The 21,028-nt window shown below is 70.6% G+C and carries 18 protein-coding genes; 10 read left to right on the top strand and 8 right to left on the bottom strand.

The genetic code is table 11. The annotated features are described in order from the left end of the window. Window positions 1-84: 84 nt before the first annotated feature. Genes IO30_RS0114400 through IO30_RS0114390 form a run of 3 tightly spaced genes read left to right on the top strand, consistent with a single transcriptional unit; the run spans window position 85 to window position 2,567 of the window. Window positions 85-747, top strand: a complete 663-nt coding sequence (locus tag IO30_RS0114400; RefSeq protein WP_031142942.1) for a DedA family protein — start codon at window positions 85-87, stop codon at window positions 745-747. 9 nt (window positions 748-756) lie between these two features. Next, window positions 757-1,932, top strand: coding sequence for a sensor histidine kinase (locus IO30_RS0114395; protein ID WP_051902244.1), 1,176 nt, complete (start codon window positions 757-759; stop codon window positions 1,930-1,932). Continuing rightward, a complete protein-coding gene (locus IO30_RS0114390; RefSeq protein WP_031142938.1) occupies window positions 1,923-2,567 on the top strand; it encodes a response regulator transcription factor in 645 nt (214 codons plus the stop codon). The genes IO30_RS0114395 and IO30_RS0114390 overlap by 10 nt, the downstream gene beginning before the upstream one ends. Window positions 2,568-2,762: 195 nt before the next feature. On the opposite strand, the gene IO30_RS41925 is transcribed toward IO30_RS0114390, so the two are convergent. Both IO30_RS41925 and IO30_RS40450 read right to left on the bottom strand, forming a co-directional pair. Next, the gene (locus tag IO30_RS41925) at window positions 2,763-2,942 is read right to left on the bottom strand and encodes a hypothetical protein (RefSeq protein WP_157853261.1); all 180 of its coding nucleotides are present in this window, start codon (window positions 2,940-2,942) and stop codon (window positions 2,763-2,765) included. A gap of 5 nt (window positions 2,943-2,947) precedes the next feature. Continuing rightward, window positions 2,948-3,475 carry a Shedu anti-phage system protein SduA domain-containing protein gene (locus tag IO30_RS40450; protein ID WP_051902243.1) on the bottom strand — a complete coding sequence of 176 codons (528 nt, stop codon included), beginning with the start codon at window positions 3,473-3,475 and terminating at the stop codon, window positions 2,948-2,950. A gap of 1,158 nt (window positions 3,476-4,633) precedes the next feature. Between IO30_RS40450 and IO30_RS0114375 the strand changes: the two genes are divergently transcribed. Together IO30_RS0114375 and IO30_RS0114370 are read left to right on the top strand one after the other, a co-directional pair. After that, window positions 4,634-5,698: a globin domain-containing protein gene (locus IO30_RS0114375; RefSeq protein ID WP_031142936.1), complete on the top strand. Its 1,065-nt coding sequence runs from the start codon at window positions 4,634-4,636 to the stop codon at window positions 5,696-5,698. Window positions 5,699-5,790: 92 nt separating this feature from the next. Next, window positions 5,791-6,390, top strand: a complete 600-nt coding sequence (locus IO30_RS0114370; RefSeq protein ID WP_078904696.1) for a pyridoxamine 5'-phosphate oxidase family protein — start codon at window positions 5,791-5,793, stop codon at window positions 6,388-6,390. Window positions 6,391-6,500: 110 nt separating this feature from the next. Here IO30_RS0114370 and IO30_RS0114365 read toward each other — a convergent pair whose 3' ends face one another. After that, window positions 6,501-6,866: a nuclear transport factor 2 family protein gene (locus tag IO30_RS0114365; protein WP_031142933.1), complete on the bottom strand. Its 366-nt coding sequence runs from the start codon at window positions 6,864-6,866 to the stop codon at window positions 6,501-6,503. A gap of 70 nt (window positions 6,867-6,936) precedes the next feature. Between IO30_RS0114365 and IO30_RS0114360 the strand changes: the two genes are divergently transcribed. Then, window positions 6,937-7,866 (top strand): LysR family transcriptional regulator, encoded by a 930-nt coding sequence (locus IO30_RS0114360; RefSeq protein ID WP_031142932.1) that lies wholly within the window; start codon window positions 6,937-6,939, stop codon window positions 7,864-7,866. 6 nt (window positions 7,867-7,872) lie between these two features. Here IO30_RS0114360 and IO30_RS0114355 read toward each other — a convergent pair whose 3' ends face one another. Together IO30_RS0114355 and IO30_RS0114350 are read right to left on the bottom strand one after the other, a co-directional pair. Continuing rightward, window positions 7,873-9,282 carry a cellulose binding domain-containing protein gene (locus tag IO30_RS0114355; protein ID WP_031142930.1) on the bottom strand — a complete coding sequence of 470 codons (1,410 nt, stop codon included), beginning with the start codon at window positions 9,280-9,282 and terminating at the stop codon, window positions 7,873-7,875. Window positions 9,283-9,417: 135 nt separating this feature from the next. Beyond that, a complete protein-coding gene (locus tag IO30_RS0114350) occupies window positions 9,418-11,007 on the bottom strand; it encodes a beta-N-acetylhexosaminidase (RefSeq protein ID WP_031142928.1) in 1,590 nt (529 codons plus the stop codon). A gap of 327 nt (window positions 11,008-11,334) precedes the next feature. Here IO30_RS0114350 and IO30_RS0114345 point away from each other — a divergent pair, with 327 nt between their 5' ends. Beyond that, on the top strand, window positions 11,335-12,270 hold the full coding sequence (locus tag IO30_RS0114345) for a GntR family transcriptional regulator (protein WP_078904684.1): 936 nt from the start codon (window positions 11,335-11,337) through the stop codon (window positions 12,268-12,270). A gap of 262 nt (window positions 12,271-12,532) precedes the next feature. Here the strand turns inward: IO30_RS0114345 and IO30_RS0114340 are convergent, their stop codons facing one another. Continuing rightward, entirely contained in the window at window positions 12,533-14,875 is a 2,343-nt protein-coding gene (locus IO30_RS0114340; RefSeq protein ID WP_031142925.1) for an Orn/Lys/Arg family decarboxylase, read from the bottom strand. Window positions 14,876-15,003: 128 nt separating this feature from the next. Continuing rightward, window positions 15,004-16,506, bottom strand: coding sequence for a SpoIIE family protein phosphatase (locus IO30_RS0114335; RefSeq protein ID WP_031142923.1), 1,503 nt, complete (start codon window positions 16,504-16,506; stop codon window positions 15,004-15,006). A 285-nt stretch (window positions 16,507-16,791) separates the two neighbouring features. Between IO30_RS0114335 and IO30_RS47615 the strand changes: the two genes are divergently transcribed. Both IO30_RS47615 and IO30_RS0114325 read left to right on the top strand, forming a co-directional pair. After that, window positions 16,792-16,923, top strand: coding sequence for a hypothetical protein (locus tag IO30_RS47615; protein WP_267886460.1), 132 nt, complete (start codon window positions 16,792-16,794; stop codon window positions 16,921-16,923). 107 nt (window positions 16,924-17,030) lie between these two features. Beyond that, window positions 17,031-17,996 carry a YihY/virulence factor BrkB family protein gene (locus IO30_RS0114325; RefSeq protein ID WP_031142920.1) on the top strand — a complete coding sequence of 322 codons (966 nt, stop codon included), beginning with the start codon at window positions 17,031-17,033 and terminating at the stop codon, window positions 17,994-17,996. Window positions 17,997-18,715: 719 nt separating this feature from the next. On the opposite strand, the gene IO30_RS41920 is transcribed toward IO30_RS0114325, so the two are convergent. Continuing rightward, a complete protein-coding gene (locus tag IO30_RS41920; RefSeq protein WP_157853259.1) occupies window positions 18,716-20,029 on the bottom strand; it encodes a serine/threonine-protein kinase in 1,314 nt (437 codons plus the stop codon). Window positions 20,030-20,623: 594 nt separating this feature from the next. Here IO30_RS41920 and IO30_RS0114305 point away from each other — a divergent pair. Beyond that, on the top strand, window positions 20,624-21,007 hold the full coding sequence (locus tag IO30_RS0114305; protein WP_031142914.1) for a hypothetical protein: 384 nt from the start codon (window positions 20,624-20,626) through the stop codon (window positions 21,005-21,007). The last annotated feature ends 21 nt before the right edge of the window (window positions 21,008-21,028 follow it).

The raw sequence follows: 21,028 nt of genomic DNA, 5'->3' as shown, positions 1-21,028 counted from the left end.
CCGGCCGCGAGCTGCGGTTCCTAGGTTGGGGAGGGTCGTCCGGCGGTCCGCCGGGCGGACCTTCCCCTGAGACCTGGAGGGCTCATGACGCCGTTCTCGACCACTCTCGCCCAGGAGCCCGCCGGCGGCATCGCCGGCTGGGCGGCCGGCCTCGTCGACACGTTCGGCGGGCCGGGCGCGGGCCTCGCCATCGCCCTGGAGAATCTGTTCCCGCCGCTGCCGAGCGAGGTGATCCTGCCGCTGACCGGCTTCGCCGCCGGGCAGGGTGTGCTGAGCCTCGCCTCCGCCCTGTTCTGGACGACGCTGGGTTCGGTCGTAGGCGCGCTGGCCCTGTACGGGATCGGGGCGCTCTTCGGCCGGGAGCGGATGCACGCGCTGTGGGCGCGGCTGCCGCTGGTGAAGGTCTCGGACCTTGAGCGGACCGAGGCGTGGTTCCGGCGGCACGGCGCGAAGGCGGTGCTCCTGGGCCGGATGGTGCCGATCTTCCGCAGCCTGATCTCGGTGCCGGCCGGGGTGGAGCGGATGCCGGTCCCTCTCTTCCTCGTGCTCACCACCGTGGGCAGCCTGGCCTGGAACAGCGTCCTGGTCCTCGCCGGCTACGCCCTCGGAGACCGTTGGGAACTGGTCGAGTCGTACGTAGGCGTGGCGTCCAAGGCCGTCGTCGTCCTGGTCCTCGCGGCCGGCGCGACCTGGCTGACGGTACGGCTCCGGGCCCGCGGGGCGGCCGCCCGCCACCGGCGCGCATAGGGTGGAGGCGTGAGCGGGGGCGTGAGCGGGGGCGAACGGGGCGGCGCGAGAACGGGATCGGCGGTCCGGCGGACGGTGGGGGTGCTCGCCGGATGCCTGACGGCGCCGGCCGGCCTGCTGTACCTGCTGCTCGCCGGGGTGCCACTCGGCGCCTTCCTGCTGTGGCCGCGAACGCGGCCGTACGCCCTCGGTGTCTTCGCCTCCGGCGCCCGGCGGCTCGTGGAGGTGGAGCGCAGGCGGCGGACCTGCTTCTTCGGCGACCGGTTCCCTGAGACGTACGGGGGCGAGGGCGTGGTCCGGTACTTGGCGGTCCGGTCCTGGTCGGGGCTCATGTGCGGGGTCGTCCTGGCGCTGCTCGGCTTTGGCCTGGTGCTTGCGGGGCTGCTGGCCGGCGGGATGGTGCGCGGGTCCATCGGGACCGCGGAGCTGCTGACGCAGCTGGTTCTCGGGGGCGTCCTGCTCTTCCTCGGTCTCCAGGGGCTGTTTGCGCTGACCGCGCACGACGCCCGGCTGGCCCGGGAGTGCTTCGGGCCGTCGGAGCGGGAGCTGCTGCGGCGCCGGATCGACGAGCTCTCGCTCAGCCGGGCCGCCGTTGTGCAGGCGGTGGATGTGGAGCGGCGGCGGATCGAACGGGACCTCCACGACGGGGTGCAGCAGCGGCTCGTGGCGCTCGCGATGCTCATCGGGCGGGCGCGCCGGGGCGGCGAGCGGGATCCGGAGCGGGCAGCGGAACTGCTGGGCCAGGCGCACCTTGAGGCCCAGGAGGTGCTGGCCGAACTGCGCGAGGTGGCCTGGCGGGTGTACCCGTCGGCGCTGGACAGCCTCGGCCTGGAGGAGGCGCTCGGCGGGGTGGCGCAGCGGTGCGGGCTGCCGCTGCAGATCGCGTACGAGGTGGCGGGGCCGCTCGCCCGCCCGGTGATGACAGCCGCGTACTTCGTCGTCTCCGAGGCCGTCACCAACGCGGCCAAGCACTCCGCCGCCTCAGCCGTCTCGGTGCGGGTCGCGGGACCGCCCGGCGGCCCGCTCACCGTGCGGATCGAGGACGACGGCCGGGGCGGCGCGGATCCGGCGGGCAGCGGCCTGACCGGGCTGCGCGGACGGGTCTCCGCGCTCGACGGCGTCCTGCGGATCGACAGCCCCCTCGGGGGACCCACCACCATCATCGCGGAGCTGCCGTGCGTGTGATCCTGGCCGAGGACTCGACCCTGCTGCGGGAGGGTCTGGCCCGACTTCTCGTGGAAGAGGGGCACAAGGTCGTCGGGGCTTTCGGCGACGCGGTGACGCTGGTCGCCGAGACGGAGACACTCCGCCCCGACGTGGCCGTAGTGGACATCCGGATGCCGCCGACCCACACCGACGAGGGGCTACGGGCAGCCGTCGAGATCCGCGAACGGCTGCCCGGGACCGGCGTCCTGGTCCTCTCCCAGCACGTCGAGCGGAGCTACGCGGCCCGGCTGCTCGCGGCCGGCGCGGAGCGGGTCGGCTATCTGCTGAAGGACCGGGTGGCGCAGGTCGAGGAGTTCCTCGACGCGCTGGAGCGGATCCACGCGGGCGGCGCGGCGATCGACCCGGAGGTCGTACGGCAGCTGGTGGTGCGCAGCGCGCATGCCGATCCACTGGCCCGGCTGACGCCGCGCGAGCGGGAGGTGCTCCAGGTGCTCGCGGAGGGGTGCACGAACACGGCCATCGCGCGGCGGCTGCACCTTTCGCTGAGCGCGGTGGAGAAGCACCTCAACTCGGTCTTCGACAAACTGGAGCTGCGCGGGACCGAGGGCCACAGCCCCCGGATCCTCGCGGTGCTGCGGTATCTGGAAGCCTGAGGGTCGTCCCGTACCGGTCCGGGGCGGCGGCAGGTCGGCGCGAGCGGGGCCGTACTCTTCACTCTTCACTCTTCACTCTTCACTCGGCGATCGGGCACGCTCCGGGCGATCGGTCGGGACCCCCTCTCGCCGACGGAGCGCCCGCGCCATCGCGGAACTACGCGAGCCGCCGCCTCGCCGTGCGTCCGGAGAGCGCTACCAGTCGAACCAGGCGCTCAGGTCCGGGTCTTCCGTCTCAAGATCAAGAAGGCCCAGGTGTGCGAGCCCTTCGGCGGCGCGGATGAGCCGGTCATAGGTTCGGATCTCGATGCGGGATTCGCGGGAGATCCGATCACGGATCCCTTCGGCCCGGCCCGTGGGGTCTTCCCTGCCCATGATGATCAGGCCCCGGGAGACTGGGGCGTGATGCCAGGCCATTTCTTCTGTGCTGCCGGAAGGTTCTCGGAGAGCCACTCCCGCCAATCGTGGATCTGGTGGAGAGCCGCACGTAGCGTCGGTGACTCTCGCTGGTTACCTGGGTTCGTCAGGCGCGCCTTCGGACTCTTCAGCTCCACCAGGTGCCGGCCGACGCCGGCCGAGGTCTCGCTCGCCATGAGGAAGTCCGGCACGTACTCGCTGCCCAGGCGGACCTGGCGGAGGACCCACGTCCCGTGGTTCCCCTTGACCGTTGCCGCGAGGAGGGACGGGTGCCGCTCCAGCAGCACCTGCATGTCGCTCGCTGACGCGGCTGTGTCGAGAGCGTCCTCAAGCGCTTCCCGGTCGACTCGCGAGGGGCGGCGCTTGACCTTGAAGGGCTCCAGGACAGCCCGCTGCGCATGGGTGATCCGCTCCGGGAACGGGTTGGCACGGGCTACCTCCTCCCGGGCCTTGAGTTCCCAGCTCGCGAAGTCGTCTTCGCCCGGCCGCACGATCCGAAGAACGGTGTGGACCCGAGCGGACCTGTTCCCTCCCCCGCGGAAGTACAGCCTCCCGTCGGTGCTGATCGGTGGGGCACATCCATGCCGACCTCGGCGCAGAACCGTTCCAGGTACGCGTACTGGGCATCGCTGTGGGAGCGTCGGCCCGCGAGGAGGAGTGTTGCTGCGGCCTGGTCGCACAGGATGGCCGCGGCCACAACATGAGGAGTTTCTGGAGGAAAGGAGGAACCGATGGCCTTGGCCAGCGATTCCTGCTCCGCTGCCAGCATCACGCTCATCGACGTCCCCTTCCAGACCGGGGCCAAAGGCCCGCAGCCCGCCGCGATACTCCGCGACCGCGTCCACGGCACCGACCTGAGCAGCGAAGTCGGCACCCGGTACGGGGTTTGTCGGTACCGATCGCGAGCAGGAGGGTCGTCACGACCAGAATCCGGTACATCACGAGGAGGTCCCGATGCAGGGCACCGGGAAAAGCAAGGCGCACGCAGAGCAGGCCATGGGCAAGGCACGTCTTGCACAGGAAGACGTCAACGGCGCCTTCCGGCAGTAGGCCTGGCTCGCGGCCAGCGCCGTCGCACCCCTCTTGGGGCCCTCGACCTGCTCCCCAGGTCGGGGGTCAGTCTTGTCCCCAAATGCAATCCCCCTTGGATCCATGATGAATTGGCCCCCAAACGCTGCTATTGACGAGCGTGGAACCGGCCGGGCCCGTCGTCGCGGCCCGTCGATGCTTCTGAGTCGCACCCGTGATCACGTAACTTCCGGGACCCCTTGCTGCGCTTCAACGTCCCGCACCTCACCAGGAGTACTCATGCCAGCCCCCGTCGCCGCCACGCCGGCCACTCCCCCGGAAGACAGATCGGGTGAGGGTCACGCCCTCGGCTTGTTGCGAGACGGCGACCTCATGTACGACACCGCCCTCGGACGATGGGGGCCAGATCACATACCGGCAGGAGGAGCACTGGTCTCTTGAGGTTCCGGATCGGACGCCCCACCAACCCACCCGCACATACGGAAGGCACCGCCCCCCGCGCGGCTCCCTCCCAAGCCGCCGCCGGCGGCGAGCCAGCCACCGCCGAGCCGCCGCTTTCCGCGCACGAGACAGCGCTCATACGGGCTTCCGTCTCCGTCGTCGAACCTTTCGCCGCGGACATGACGGTCTATTTCTACGCGATCCTCTTCACCCGCTACCCCGAGGTCCGTCCGATGTTTCCCCCGGGGATGGACGCCCAGCGCGGCCGTCTGCTGCGTGCGCTGTTGCGCATCGTGGACCTGGTCGACGACCCGGAGAGCCTGGTCCGCTTCTGCGGTCACCTCGGTCGCGATCACCGCAAGTTCGGCACCCTCAGCGCACACTTCCCTGCCGTGGGCGAGTGCCTCCTCGCATCTCTGGCCCGTTATGCCGGTCCCGCCTGGACCGCGGACACCGCCGCGGCCTGGACCAAGGCGTACGGAGTGGTCGCCGACGTCATGATCAGCGCTGCCGAGCAGGACGAGGCCCAGCGGCCCGCCGTCTGGCCCGCCAAGGTGGTGCACAAGGTCCAGCGTGGACACGGCATCGCCGAGGTCACGGTGCGCCCCCACGTGCCGTACCCGTACGTCGCCGGGCAGTACGTCAGCCTCGAAACGCCGTGGTGGCCCAAATCGTGGCGCTACTACTCCCCCGCCAACGCGCCCCGTCCCGACGGCACCCTCACCTTCCACGTGCGCGCGGTGGCCGGCGGCTCTGTCAGCGACGCGCTCGTGCACCGTTCCGCTGTGGGAGACGTGGTCCAGCTCGGTGCGCCGATGGGTGACATGGTCCTCGATGCCGCCGTCCACAGGGACCTGCTCTGTGTCGCGGGCGGCACGGGTCTCGCGCCGATCCGCGCGATCGTCGAGGAAGTCGCCCGGCGTGGCGGACGGCACAAGGTCGACCTCTTCCTCGGGGCCCGTACCGGTGCCGAGCTGTACGGGGTCGACGACATGCTCCGAATGGCGCAGCAGTACCACTGGTTGTCCATCAGGGGCGCCGTCTCCCACGAGTACATCCCCGGTATCCGGGGATCCCTGCCGCAGGTGCTGGCCGAGTACGGCCCGTGGTACCAGCACGACGTCTTTCTCAGCGGACCAGCTCCGATGGTGGTCTCCGCCAGCGAGACACTCACGCGGCACGGCACCCAGCCCGAGCGCATCCACCACGACCCGTTCGAGACCCCCGTCCTGTCCGCTCCTTGAGCCACACGCTTGCCGATTCTGCCAGGAGAACGCCCGTGACCTTCCCCCCGCCGCCCTTCGGATCAGAAGGCGAACACCAGCTGCAGCAGAGCATGGGCAGCGCCGACCGCGCCGCCCGGTTCTACGACCAACAGGTGCGCCCCTGCCTCACGGCCGAGATGCAGGAGTTCATCGACCGCCAGAGCATGGTCTTCCTGGCCACCGCCGACTCCCGCGGGGCATGCGACGCCAGTTTCCGGGCAGGCCCGCCCGGCTTTGTGCGTGTACTGGACCAACACACCCTCGTCTACCCGGAGTTCCGTGGGAACGGCGTGCTCGCCAGTGCCGGAAACATGAGCGAGAACCCGCACCTCGGCATGCTCTTCGTCGACTTCACGCACCATCACGTCGGCCTGCACGTCAACGGCGTTGCCCGGCTCTACCTCGACGCCGACATCCGCACCGCGCAGCCCGGCCTGCCCCACCAGGTCGGCCCAGGGCGCGACCCTGAGATGTGGGTCCACCTCACCGTCGAAGAGGCCTACATCCACTGCTCCAAGTACATACCGCACCTGGTGCCGGCCCCCCGCTCCAGCAATCCCGCCGACCGCCCCAAGGACGCGGACTACTTCACCGGCTCCCACACTGCACCGGCCGACCCGGTGGTGCACGGCGGGTACGCCGAAGCGGCCCGGACGACGGGGCCGTGCTGACCGCCGCCAGGATCATCAGCGTCACGGTCAGCGCCATCCGCACGGGCAGCACCGCACGGTAGTGGGTGACCGCGGTGTCGCGCGTCAACGTGGCGCCCGGATCCTCCCGTTCACTGCTGCCTCTCGAATCCCGCCAGCAGGTCGCGGGGGTCGAAGGTCACCCGGATCCGAGTGATCTTCCCGTCCTCTGCGTGCATCCAGTTCGCCGTCGGCGCAGGCGGCGCAACACTTGTGTGCAGGTCAAACCAGGTGATCGCCTCATCTCCTTCCGCCACCCGCACCTTCACGTCGATCTTCTCCAGCACCTGGCCGAGCCCCTTCAGCCCGGCGAGCGCCTCCTCGACCCCCGACGCCGTTCCCAGCGCTCCGACGAAGTCGACGTCCTTGGCCAGCACCCCCCGCAGGGTCTCGAAGTCACCCCCCTCCCAGGCGGCGAAGTAGGTCTCGGCAAGCTCTCGCGCAGTCCTCGTCGTCATGCCTCCATCCTCCGGCCACCCCACCCATCCGTCCAACAGATGGATCCGATGGCAGCTATCTTTTCTGGATATGGAGATGCACCAGCTGCGCTACTTCGCCGCCGTCATGGACGAGGGCACTTTCACCGCCGCCGCCCGGCGCCTGCACGTCAGCCAGTCCGGCATCAGCACCCAAGTAGCCAAGCTGGAGTCTGAACTGGGCCGGCAACTGCTCGACCGCTCCGGCCGTCAGATCCGCCTCACCGCGCTGGGCGAGGCCGTTCTCCCCCTTGCAAAGAACGCCCTCGCCACCCTCGAAGCCATCCAGCACACCGCCGCCGAGTTCGCCGACGGCGTCCGCGGCCGGGTCCGCCTCGGCATGATCACGGGCTGCTCGATCCCGGCCTTCCTCGACACCGTCGCCGACCTCGGCCGCACCCACCCCGGCATCGAGCTCAGCTTGCACGAGGGCCACTCCGACGACCTCCAGACCCAGGTCCTCTCCAGCTTTCTCGACCTGGCCATGATCGGATATGCGGGCGACGTCGCCCCGGGCCTCGAGGTGAGCACGGTCCTCGATGAGCCGATCGTCGCCGTCGTCCCGGCCGGCCACCCCCTCGACCGGACGGAACTGCTCCTCGCCGACCTCAGGGACGAGAAGATCCTCTGTCTCTCCCCGGGCACCGGCATCCGTTCCGCCTACGAGGACTCCTGCCACCGGATCGGCCTCGACCCGCGCGTGGACATCGACGCCAGTTCCCCGCTCACCCTGCTCCGTCTCACCGAGCGCGGTGCGGGCGTCGCCGTCCTCAGCTCGTCCTCCACACAGGGCGACGGCCTGCAGACCGTCCCGCTCACCGACGCCGCCACGCACGCCCGGCTCGGGCTCATCACCCGCCGGGGCCTGCACTCCCCAGCCGTACAGCTCCTGCGGACCAGGCTCGTCTCCGCTCTGCGAGCCGGTGGACACGGAGCCGCGGACGGCATCCCCTCCCTCGGGACGCCGTCCGCGCGCTCGTAAGCGCGGTCAGCTCGCGGGCACGGTGTCCTCGAAGGCGGTGCCGGCCGCCCGGTACGCCGCGATCTTGGCGTTGACCTGGGCGGGCGTGAGCACCTGGTCCTTGACGTGGAGGACGTAGTCGACCTGCTGCTCGTACGCGCGGGGGGTCGTGGACGTCTGGCCCGCCAGGTCGATCAGCCATTGGTTGAAGTTGATCGACATGGGGCGTTCGGGGAGGTAGGAGGCGTCGTGGGTGCCGAAGGCCTGCCCGTCCACGTAGTAGGTGATGGCGTTGTTGTCGATGGTGACGACGAGGTCGTGCCAGCCGGCATGGCTCTGCCGGCTCTCGGTGTGGGCGTTGACCGCCTGCCACGGCTCCGGGTTGTAGGTCTCCCATGAGGTCGTGTAGAGGATGTTCGACGGCTCGCCCCAACCGCCGTTGGGGAGGTACTCGAAGTCGTACTCGGCGTAGTCGTCGGCCATGGGGGCCTTGAGGTCGTTGATCGTGAAGAAGGTCTGGACGACGCGGTCCCCGTCGGGTCCCGACCTGGGGGCGTCGCTGAACTTGACGCGGGCCGCGTACGTGCCGTTCTTGAACTTGGTCGACTTCGTGAGCACCTCGGTGTGTTCGGTGCCCGAGGCCGTGCCGTTGGTGGAGGTCTCCAGGGTCATGACGGTGTTGCCGGCGCTCGTGGAGAAGGTGACGTTGGAGGGGTCCCAAGTGGCTCCGGGAACACCGGGGCCGCCGGAGTTGGAGCGTACCGACCAGCCGTTGGCGGAAATCTTCGGATCGGTGTGGGAGGTGTAGGTGAAGTCGTCCCACAGTGAGCCGGATCCGCCGGGCGGGGGCGTGGTCGGCGGCGGGGTGGTCGGCGGGTCGGTGGGGGTGTTGCCCGCGGGGGCGGTGCCCCAGACCAGGGTGCCGGCGCGGGTGGCGGTGACCTTGGTGGAGTCGCCGTAGCCGGTCTGGGCGGCGATGAAGGAGTAGTCGTCGCTCTGCCGCAGTGGCTGCCAGTTGGACTGGTGGAAACGCAGCTGCATGTCGCCCGTGTCGAGGCCCGGGGCGAGGGAGCCGGCGCCGGCGGTGAAGCCGATCTCCAGGTACCGGTCGGCGGTGTCGGTGGGGTTGGCGAGGTTGCCGAAGGTGCCGGTGATGTGGGCACAGCCCTTGACCGCCCAGGAGCAGGCGAAGCGGTAAGTGGCGCCGGGTGCATCCGACTTGAAGTAGTAGCGGAGTTTGACGTCACTCAACGGCAGTGCGGTGGTGCCGGTGTTCTTCACCTTGAACCAGGGCTCGCTCTGGTCGGCGGTGGGGCCGGTAGCGCTGGTGCGGTACTGCACGGACAGGCTGCTCGCCGCGCTGGCGGTGCCCGGCAGAGCGGCGAGGGCGGCGGCGCCCAGGGCCGTGGCGACGGCCGCCGCGGCGACGGCCCGCAGGCGGCTGTGGCGTACTCCGGCAGTCCGGTTCTCGTTGCCGGTCGAGCAGTCGTTGCCGGTGGCCCAGTTCAGGTCGGGCGAGCTGTTCGAGGTGGTCACGGTGGGGTCCTCTCCGGGGTGCGCGGGGGAGCAATGTCATGCAACGGGCGCTGTACGGGCAGGCGGAGCGGTGGTCGTGCGCGGCGCGGTCGGCGGGTGGTGACGGACGCCCAGGGCGTCCAGTCGGGGGACGTGCGCGTGGAGCCGGGACTCGAAGTCGGCCCAGGTGGTGGCGCCGGTCCAGGCCCGGTCGGCCAGGGCGCACAGGCGGGGGTAGGCCAGGCGGTCGAGGTCGGCGGCATGGGGGGCGAACTCGGTCCAGATCTGCGCCTGGGTACCGAGGATCCGTCCGCGGCCGTCGGCCGGAGCCTGTGGTTCGGGGTCTCCGCCGTGCACGGTGCGCAGGTCGACGACGGGTCCGGGCTGGGCGGTCGGCCCGTCGGGGAAGTCGTCCTGTGCGTAGTCGAGGTAGGTGGTCCGGTGGTGGGTGAGGACGACGTCGTGACCGTGGCGGAGCGCTTCGGCGGCGTGCGCGGGGTCGCGCCAGCTCATCACCGTGAAGCCGGGCGGGAGCAGGACCCGGGTCTCGGCCCAGCCGACGGGGCGGCGACCGTGTTCCAGCAGGTGGGCGCCGGCCTGGCCCAGGAGCCAGCCGTGCAGGGCTGCTGGGGCGGGGAGTCCCTCGGCGGTCGCACGCGCCCGCGCGCGGGGGCTCTGCTCCCACTCGGTGGTGGGGCATTCGTCACCGCCGAGGTGGACGTAGGGCGAGGGGAAGACGTCCATCACCTCGTGCAGGACCGCCCGGAGGAAGTCCAGCACCTCGTCGTGGACGCCGAGGACGGTCTCGCACACGCCCCAGCGGGTCCACACGTCGAGCGTGCGCTCGGGGTGGTTGCCGAGGTGCGGGTAGGCGGCGAGGGCGGCGCGGACGTGTCCGGGCATCCCGACCTCCGGCACCACGCGTACGCCGCGCTGCGCGGCGTAGGCGACGAGGTCGGCGAGTTCGGTACGGGTGTACGCGCCCCCGTGCGGCCTGCCGTCGGAGCCGGTGGCGCCGTCGGGACCGGTCATGGACTGGGAGCGGTGGGCCCCGACGGTGGTCAGGCGGGGGTAAGCGGTGATGGGCATCCGCCAGCCCTGGTCGTCGGTGAGGTGCAAGTGGAGGACGTTGAGTTTGTGCAGGGCCATGAGGTCGACGTGTCGGCGCAGGGTTGCCGTGTCGTGGAAGTGGCGGGCGACGTCGATCATCAGTCCGCGCCAGCGGTGCCGCGGGATGTCGGTGATCTCGGCGCAGGGAAGGTCCCAGCGCTCCCGTCGGACGGCTGCGCCGGCCGGCCCCAGCGCCTCGGGCGGCAGGAGTTGCCGGAGCGTCTGGACTCCGCGCAGCAGTCCCGTGGGGTCGGCGGCGCGCAGCAGGACGGAGTGCGCGCTGACGGTGAGTCCGTACCCCTCTTCGCCCAGACCGTACAGCCCTGGGTCGACGGCCAGGATGACGGCGCCGGTGGGCGAGGAGTTCAGGGGCAGCCCGGTCACGGGGGTGAGGAGGGTGCGCAGCAGGTCCGCAGCGGCCTCGGCTCCGGGGGCGGTGCGGACGGTGGTGGCCGGGTCCAGGGCGAAGCGGCCGGGCCGGGGGGTGTACCGGGTGGGCCGGGGTAAGAGGGCCTGTTCGGGACGGTGTGAGGGCACGGTCCAGCCTTCCGGGGAGGGCCTCGCAGAGGCGGTGCGGTGATGACGGGCGGTTCCCGAACAGAGGGCGGTACACGAAGGAACGGGACGGACCGGGGAGCTGACCACTCACCCACTGGACAACTGACCTGTCGGTGAGGAAAGAAGCTGGCATAGACCAATACGACCGTCAACCCCCCAGGATCCAAAGCTCTTTACCGAATTTCCGGCGCAGAGCATCGCGCTCAGCTCGTAAGCTGGACTTGACCAGTTCGGGATGGTGGTCGGAGTGGCCAAGGCTGATGGGACGCGGCACGCGTGAGCGGCGCTGGAGAGAGGACGACGCGGATGCGCGAGAGGAACCCGGGCACGACCCGGTTGACCGGGGCCGTCCCGGTACTGCCGGCAGAGGCTGCCCTCGTACCCCGGTCCGAGGTCGACGGATCCGGCGGGATCCGCCCCGGCGGCGTGCTCAAGCGCGAGCGGGTCCGAGACGCGGTGCTGGGGATGGTCGAGGAGCGCCGGGCGGGGGACGCGATTCCCTCCGAGCGGATCCTGTGCGTGCAACTCGGGGTGTCCCGCCCGACGCTGCGGGCGGCCGTCGACGAGTTGGTCGCCGCCGGCGTTCTCATCCGCGAACACGGCCGGGGCGTGTTCGTCGCTCCGGAGAAGATCACCCAGGAACTGGTTCCCGGGCGCCACTCGCTCAGCGTGCCTCGCGCTTCGGGGGCCTGGGCCAGTCGACTGCTGGAGTTCACGACCGTACCGGCCGGCGCCCGGGTGGGCCGTAGGCTGAGCCTCTCCCCTGCCGCGCAGATCGTCTACGTGGCCCGGCTGCGGCTGGTCGACGGGCACCCGATGGCCATCGAGCACCTGCACATCCCGGCTGCCCTGGTCCCCGGGCTCACCTCGCGCGAGCTGGAGCACGGCGATCTCTACGAGCATTTGCGCACGCACCACGACGTGCACGTGAACGAAGCGACGCAGACCATCGAACCCACGGTGGCGACCCGCTCGGAAGCCGAACTCCTGGAGGTACCGGAGCTCTCGCCCGCCCTCCTCTTCGAACGGCTGACCACCGACACGGCAGGGCGGCCGGTGGAGTACGTCCACTCGCTCTACCGCGGCGACCGCTACCGCATCGTGTCCCGCCTGACGCTCCGTGCCGACACCACACCCGTCGCACCGTCGAACGGCCACCATCCAGGCATCCCGCCGGGCGACTTCATCCACGGTGACCCGGTGGCCGCCTCCACGTTGGGCGACGTGCAGGGGCGCCGCTGAGCGCCCGCCCCGGGCAGAACGCTCGTCCAGCACCGTCGAGTCGAGGTGGACGACGCGTGCGCGGCGAAGCGGGCACGGAAGACCTCGCCGGCGCCCGCGACCCGCGGGCGCCGGGCTGAGACCTTCTGCTGGAGCTGCACTCAAGGAACGTACGAGACCGCACGTGGCCGAGCCCGGCAGTCTCGCGCCATGCGCCATGCGCCATGAGTCGAAGATCGAGAACGACGAACAGGTCCCGGCCCGGACGGCTACGGCCTGGGCCTCACCCGGCTGCGCCGGGGAGGTGGTCCTGGCGTACGCATTCGATGAGGTAGTCGCCGGTGTGGGGATCGATGGTGACGCCGTGCGCTTCGCTGTGGAACCCGGGGAAGGCGCGGTCGAAGGCCTCCAGTGCTCCGAGGTAGCGCAGGACCGGGCCACTGGGGGCGCCGAGTGCTTCTCCGGGCATCAGGACGGGGATCCCGGGCGGGGTCACGGTGACCATGGCGGCGGCCACCCTTCCGGCGGCTCGGGCGAGCGGAAGGCGTTCGGTACCGCCCCGGATGAGCTGCTGGTAGCAGCTCTGCGGTGGTACGACCGGTTCAGGCAGGTCCTGGAAGGCGGTGTCCAGCGCGTCGATCAGCTCGGCCCTGGTGAGGTGTTCGTGCATCTCCTGGCACAGTCCGCGCAAGGTCGTGCCGCCGTAGCGCTGGGGGTGGCGTTCGACCAGGTGGGGCAGTACCTGCCGCAAGGGGGCATCGGCGTCGTGGAGGGCCTTGAAGTCCATGAGGGCGTCCATCAGCGTGCCCCATTTCCCCTTGGTGATGCCCATCGAGAACAGGACGAGCGTGGTGTAGGTATCGGTCTTCTCCACCACGATTCCGCGCCGGGCCAGGTAGGCGGTGAGGATGCGGGCCGGAATCCCCCACGCGTCCGACTCTCCGCGCGCGTTGACGCCCGGGCAGGTCAGCGTCACCTTGATGGGATCCAGCAGGCACTGCCCCTCGGCCAGGCCGGGGAAGCCGTGCCAGTCCGCGTCGGGTTCGAGCTCCCAGCAGCGGGGATCAGCGGCCAGCAGTGCGGGGGAGGCGTCCGCGAAGGGAATGCGGGTCCCGTCGGCGGGGTCGGTGACGGTGTCGGGCTGCCACACCCCGAAGAACCACGGCAGCCGGTCGCCCGCGTCCGCGATGCGGCGCCCGGTTCGGACGACGGCCTGCCGGAACCGGATCGCCTCGGTGACCGCCTCGTTGACCAGCCACTCCCCCTGGGGGCCGTCCATCATCGCCGCAGCCACATCCAGCGAGGCGATCACCGGGTACAGGGCCGAGGTGGTGCCGTGCATCATGAACGCCTCGTTGAACCGGTGGTGCTCGACCGGCGCCCTGGGTGAGGACTTCACGTGGACCATGGCGCTCTGCGAGAGGGCGGCCAGCAGCTTGTGCGTGGACTGGGTGGCGAAGACGGTGGGGCGTTCCTCGCTCGCGAACGTGTCCGGGCCCACGGCCATGCCGTAGCGGCCCGCGTAGAGGGGGTGGAAGCGGGCGTAGGCGAACCAGGCCTCGTCGAAGTGCAGACGGGGCGTGCTGGGGGCCAGGGCCCGTGCGGTCTGGACGGTGTCGTAACACAAGCCGTCGTAAGTCGAGTTGGTGATCACCGCGTACTGGGCGTGGGGGGATACGGCGCCCGGTGTCAGCGGATGGGAGGCGATCCTGGCGGCCACTGCGGCGGGCAGGGTCTCACGGGCGGGCAGAGGGCCGGCGAGACCGTATCCGTTGCGGGTCGGTACGAGGTAGACCGGTCGCGCACCGGAGATCACCAGCCCGTGCAGCACCGACTTGTGGCAGTTGCGGTCCACCAGCGCGATCTCGTCGGCCGTGACGCAGTAGTGGCCGACCATGCGGTCGGCCGTGGAGTCGCCGTGCAGTACGAAGTACGTCCGGTCGGCGCCGAAGACGCGGGCGGCGTTGCGCTCGGCGTCGCCGATGGGGCCGCTGTGCTCGAAGAGGGAACCCAGCTCCTCCACCGAGATCGACAGGTCGGTGCGGAAGAGCCGCTCACCGTAGTAGTCGAAGAACGCCCGGCCGACGGGCGATTTCAGGAACGCCACCCCTCCGGAGTGGGCGGGGGTGTGCCAGGAGTACTCGTGGGCGTCGTCGAACCGGCGCAGCGCTTTGAAGAACGGCGGCAGGACGGAGTCGCCGTAGGCGCGGGCGGCGTTGAAGACACGGCCGGCGATGAAGGACGGCGTGTCTTCCAGGGGCCAGATGTAGCCGACGGCGGTCTCGGCCACCCACAGGGGCAGCCTTTCCAGGCCGTGGTCGGACTCCTCACTCATCACGACGAAGACGGGGAGGCCGGTGAAGCGGCTGGTGATCTGCCGCAGGACTGCCCCTCCCCCGCCGCCTGTGTCCTCCCCCTTCTCGGACGGCAGGTCCCAGGCGACGACGGCAGCGGTCAGGCCGGCCTCCGTACGCAACGCGGCACGGGCGCCCTCGACCGTCCGCGCCCACCGCACCTGCAGCCCGCGGTTCTCCAGCTCTTTGCCGATCCGGCGCAACTGGTCACCGCCGACGCCCCCGCCCAGGGGATCCTCGCGCAAGGCCAAAAGGACACTACCGTTCGACATGACACTCCCCACATGCGGCGGCCCCAGCTGATGCACCAAGTGTCGAGCGCAGATGCCACGGCCCGGGCCCGAAACCGTCGATATCACCCGTTCGTAGGCACCGAGCAGGCAAGCCTGCCGAAGCACGCCTACTCGGCCTGCCCGGTACCGGGCGTAACCCGGGCGATGAGCAGGGCGACGTCGTCGTGATCGCCTGGGTGCCGCAGCCTGTGCAGGAGCAGGTCACAGGTCTCGTCCAGCGAGCGGCCGGGGTCGTCGAGGACCTCGAGGAGAACGTCGAGGCGGGCGTCGATCGGCTCGTCGCGGGTCTCGACCAAGCCGTCGGTGTAGAGAACGAGCTGGTCCCCTGCCTCCACGGCGAGGCTGGTGGTGTGGAAGGCAACCCCACAGCCGCCCAGCGGCGCGCCCGTGGGCAGGTCGAGGAGCTCGCGCGTGCCGTCCGGATGGAGGACGACGGGAGGCAGGTGCCCGGCCAGGGAGAGGTGGCACTGGGCGGTGTGCGGGTCGTAGACCGCGTAGACACAGGTCGCGATCGTGTCGAGACCGTCGGTGACGTGGTCGAGGTGGTGGAGTACCTGGGCGGGGTCGAGATCGAGATCGGCCAGCGTCCGGGTGGCGGTGCGCAGCTGGCCCATGGTGGCTGCGGCCGCGACCCCGCTGCCCATGACGTCTCCGACGACGAGAGCGGTCTTGTCACCGCTCAGGGGGATCACGTCGAACCAGTCGCCTCCGATCTCCATGGTGGCCTGGGCGGGGCGGTAGCGGGTGGCGACCTGCAGGCCCGGTCGCCGGGGTGGCGTCGGGGGCAGCAGGCTGCGCTGGAGGGTGAGGGCGGTGTGGCGCTGCTCCTCGACGGCCCGGTGCCGTTCGGTCACGTCCACACTGGAGGTGGCCACTCCGAGCACGGTTCCATTGGGGGCTTCGAGCCGGTAGAACGAGATCGACCAGGCATGATCGTGATCTGGGTCGGCCGGAGTACGGCCGACGGTGTACTGGTCCACGATGGGGATGCCCGTGGCCAGCACCTCGCGCATCGCCGCTTCGAAGGACGCGCCCACGGCCGGCAGCACCTCGTGCACGTGCCGGCCGATGTGCTCGGCGGCCGACACCCCGTTGAGTCTCTCCTCCGCCGGGTTGACCGACACGTAGCGGAGGTCGGTGTCCAGCACGCCCAGCCCGACCGGCGACTGTGCGACCAGCCGTTCGGACAGTGCCAGGTCCCGTTCGACCTGCCGTACCGTCTCCTGGTCCGCGGCCAGGCCCAGGGCGTAGTAGTCCTGCTGGGAGTCCAGCAGCCGCATGTTGCGGAACTCCACTCTGCGCGTACTGCCGTCCTTGTGCCGAACGGGGAAGACACCCACCCAGCTGTCCCCTCCCTCCATGACCTGCGCGAACATGTCCAGCACGGAGGGGAGGTCCTCTTCACGGACCAGCAGGCGGCCCGCGAACTCTCCGAGTGCCTCCTCGGCGGTGTAGCCGAACAGCTCCTCGGCCTGCGGGCTCCACAGGTCGATCCTGCCCTCCGCGTCGAGGAGAATGGCGGCCACGCCCAGCAGATCGAGCAGTCCACCCGGCCCGGACGACGCGCCTGCCCCGTCGGTACCGCCCTGCGAGGGCTCGATGACACCCATCTCCGGGCTCTCCTTCCGGCCGCCGAAGGCTGCGGTCCATGCCGGGCAGTGATCACGTGCCCTGCGTCTGTGCTTCCCGTCATCTCATCGTCCCCCCTTCACGGAACGCGCGTGCACGCCACGCTGTCGGGGGACCGCCCTCACCCGGACTGCCGAAGGTGGCGGTGCCGTCGCCGGTGGAGGGTCGGCTCAGCACGTGGGAGGACTCTCCGAGGGGGCTCATGCACCGTGCCGGGCACTGATGAGCTGGTGCCGCAGCCGTATCAGGTCGGGAAGATCCGCCACATGCCTGAACCTGTCGGGCAGGAGAGCGATACGAAGATCGTCACCGTTGCGCACGGCCGCTGCGCAGGCGGCGGCGATCGGCGCGGGGCGATGCGGGCGGCCCGCCTGCACCCGGAGGAGCCGCTCGCCTGACACCGGGTGCCTCCGCGTGCGCCTCCAGCGCGACCGTCAGCTGGAGAGTCTGCACACGATGGCGCCCGCGGCCGCATGGAAGCGGGCCGGCGGAGCACATCTTTGACATGGGAACCGTGGTGCACGTACCGCAGACGAGGGACATGATCGGTGACGAGTTGTCCGGTGACGAGGCGTGGGCCGCGCTGCGCCGCTACGGGGGGCGCCGACTGGCGTCCGACGCGTTCCGGCGCTTCCGGTACGCAGACGGGTTCAGCTTCGCGCGCGCCCTCGCCTTTCAGTTGGTCATCGGGATGGTGCCGCTCGCCATCGCCCTGGTCGGGGTCTCTGCGTCCGTCCACACCGAAAGCGTCGGACGGCTGATCGAACTGACCTTGGCAGAGATCGTTCCGGCGGCCAGCGCCGAGCTCGTGCGCGAGGGCTTGCTGGCCACCCGCACCCATGCCGGCGCAGACACGGCGGGCACAGTCGCCATGTGGCTGGGCCTCGGTTTCGCCGTGCTGAACCTCGCATCGGCCATGGGCCAGGTCGAGCGGGGGTGCAACCGCATCTACGGGATCGAACGCGACCGGCCATTCCTGGCGAAGTACGGCCGCAGCCTGCTGCTGACGGTCGGTGCGGGCGGGCCGCTGGTGCTCGGCTTCCTCATGACGGTGGCCGGCGGGGCGGTGAGCAGGGCGGTGACGGAGGTGTTCGGCCGACCCGGGCCCTGGCTGAGCTGGTGGGATTGGGGGAAGGTCCCGGTGGGCGTGGCACTCGCCTGCGTGGCATCGGCGGTCGTTCTGCGCTGGGCGCCCCGGCGCGAGCAACCGGGTTACACCTGGCTGGCGTTCGGGTCCGTCGTACAGCTCGTGCTGTGGATCACCGCTACCTGGCTGCTAGCCCTCTACGTGGGGCACAGCGGGTCCTTCGGTTCGCTGTACGGGCCTCTGACAGCCCTGATGGCCCTCTTCCTCTGGGCCAACCTGGCCGGCGTAGCACTCTTCTTGGGCGTGGCCTTCGCGGCCCAACTGGAGGCCGCCCGGGCGGGCATCCCGACAGCGGTACACCCCGATCCCGGTTCCGGACCCTGACCGACTGGTCGACTGCCTCAGGAGGGGATGTGATGGAGGCGGACGGTGCGGTGACGGTGCCCATCACATCGACGCTGGTCACCGCCGTTCGCTGAGAACCTGTTGTTCTCTCGGGTGTGTTCGGCGTGTTTCCGCTCGATGTGCAGTCCCAAGGGTCAGGCACCGGGTCCGGGAACCGGTCCTGGACCAGAGACCCGCGGCGGTCCGCAACAACACCGGCCGGCCCGCGGCAGCCGGGGTGAACAGCAGCGCCCGGTGCCCGTCGAGCCTGAGCGGCGCCTGTGTCACGAGACGATCTACCGCGCCCCCACCAGGGGGCCAAAGGCGCTCTGAGCAGGGCACTCGCCAAGAAGCTCCGTACCGGACGGGCCCTGCGCAGGCGCCGCCCCGGCGGCAGCGCGCGGCTCCCGCGGCCCCACACGTCGGCTGTTCTCATGCACGACCGCCCGGCGCCGCTGGAGCTACGCCGACGTGTCGGGGACTGGGCAGGCGACCTCGTCCTCGGACGCGGCAACCGGTCCGCAGTGGCCACTCTCGTCGACCGCCGCACCCGCCTGCTCCGACTGATCCCACTGCCCGGCGGCCACGACTCCGTGACCCTGCGCGACGCCATCACCTCCGCGATGGAAGCACACCCCGAGACCGTGAGCGTCCCGGGATCCGGGCGCCCCGGCCCTGCGACCCCGCACTTCTGGTGCTCTCTTGGAGCGGTGGTTCGGTCACCGTCCCTTTTCCTTCTTTGCCTTGGCCTGCCCAGGGATCTCCTTCGCGTTCTCTGTCCTCGGCCCCTTCACCGGGCGTTCTGTGCCCGGGCGCGCGGGAGAAGAGCCGGTTGAACCGATGGGCGCCTGGAGTTCTCCTGGGCCGGAGGGTGCAGCGGCCGACGGCTGCGGGGGTGCCGCCGCGTCGGCGGGAAGCGACGGGGCGGGCCCCGCGGACCGTGACTCACCCGGGGCTGCCTCCTCGCTGTTCGCCGAGGCCGACGGCTGCTGGTGAGAGGGAGCGGTGGCGGGTGGGTTCTTGTCTGCGGCGATGGTGCCGATCAGCAGCGCGCAGATGCCCGCGACGCTCGCGCCCGCAAGGCCCCACCAGACGGGACGGCCCCTCCGGGCAGCCCCGGTCTGTGTCGTTTCCGGCGTTCGTTCGGCATGGACCGCAAACGGCCGGGGAATGGAGCGGTGTGTGGCAGTGCCAGCAGGCGCCGCGCTCGCTGTGGTGCGGGGTCGCGGTGCTCGTGCGAGGTCCTGCAGGCGGTGGTGAACGGCGGCGGCGTCGGGACGTGCCTGAGGGGCCTGATCGGTCATCGCCGTCAACAGGCGGGCGAGGTCCTTCGGCAGTCCTTCGGGTATTCGGGGTCGACGAAGGAGGTGGGCGGTGCCGATCTCCACGGGGGTTCCCTGGTATTCGCGGTGCCCTGTGAGCGCTTCGAGAAGGGTCACCCCCAAGGCGTAGATGTCGCTGGCCGTACTCGCGCCCTGGCCCAGGAACTGTTCCGGGGCCATGTAGGCGAGCGTGCCGACAAGGGTGTCGGGGGCGCAGTGGGATTGATCGTGCGCAGTCCTTGCCAGCCCGAAATCGGCCAGGTGCGGCGAGCCCTCCTCGCCCAGAAGGATGTTGGAAGGTTTCACGTCATGGTGAATGATGCTGTGGGCGTGCACATGATCGAGGGCTGAGGAGATGGCGGCGCCGATCCGCGTGACCTGGACGGGGCCCAGGGGGCCCGCGTCCATGCGGGTGCGCAACGTGACGCCTCGGATCAACTCCGTCACCATGAAGGCGCCATGGCCGTGCCGGCCGGCGTCATAGACGGTGACGAGGGCGGGATGGGACAGGCGGGCCAGCGTGCGGGCTTCGTCGCAGAATCGGTCGGCAGTGACTGTATCCGTGCCGGCGCGGAACACCTTGACGGCCACTTGACGGCCCAGCACCTGATCGACGCCGCAGAAGACGTCCGCCGTACCGCCGGACCCTATGGGACCCTGGAGCCGGTAGCGCCCGCCCACGAGGACGTCACCTTCGTCGCGTGCAGGCATTGCTACGTGCATTGGGACGGACCGGGCCGGCATGGGTCCTCCTCCACTCGCCGGCAGTGCCGCTCGCCTACCCCTCGGTGGTCGCCCTACGCACCAGCCTTCGCAACCGCGGAGATGAGCTCGGCGAGGGCCGCGAGCAGCCAGGTGGGCGGGCAGCGTCCCGGGTGCGCGGCGAGGGCGCGCCCGAGCCAGGCCTCGCCGCCCGGGCCCACGTCGGACGCTGCGGGGGAGCTCGTCGCGGCGGCCTCGCCCTTCTCGTGGTCAGGTCCGGACTACGGTGCCCCGCTCGTGCAGCACATGGATCCGCTCGGGCGCCTGGTGACTCACCGCTGACCGGACCGGGAGTCACCAGATGGCAGTCACCAGTCCGGTACCAAGGGCTCGGCGGCTGAGGCTGCCGGGGCCGACGGCTACACGGTCGGGAGGTGGAGCAGCGGCTTGTGGGCCGGCTGCGGGTCCGGGCCACGCGGGTGACGTTCGGCCCCGGTTGGCCGATGCCGTATCGGCGTGGCGGCTGCACGGTGGTGTGCACTGGTCGAGTGTGGATGGATCGTCCGCAACTCGCTGAAGTGTGCCTTCGCCCGGGAGTGAGTCATGCACCGTTTCATGCCCGTCCTGCCAGCCGCAGCCGCTCTGATCGGGACGCTGGCCGTCCCCGCGGCCGCCGCCGCGGCCGATCCGAGGCCGATCACCTCGCCCTACGTCCAGGCGGCGGCGGATGTCTCCGCCTCCGGCACGCTGAGACGGGCGAAGAACATCGACTGGGTACGCCACGTCAACACGGGCCGCTACTGCGTGAACGTGAGCGAAGAGGTCAACCTGGCGTTCAGCGTGGTCCACGTCGAGCTGCCGAATTCCAACCGCCGCAGCTTCAGCACCGCCCCCAACGCCGTCTGCGGCCCGGACTCCGTCACGGTTTACACGTACGACCTCAACGGCAACTACGTGGACAACGCCTTTACGGTCGCCGTGTTCTGACCGTTGAACTCCAGGCCCGGC

Source organism: Streptomyces xanthophaeus (assembly GCF_000725805.1).
GTDB lineage: Bacteria > Actinomycetota > Actinomycetes > Streptomycetales > Streptomycetaceae > Streptomyces > Streptomyces xanthophaeus.
Note: the sequence above shows the minus strand (reverse complement) of the source record. Positions and strands in the feature narration are given on the sequence as shown.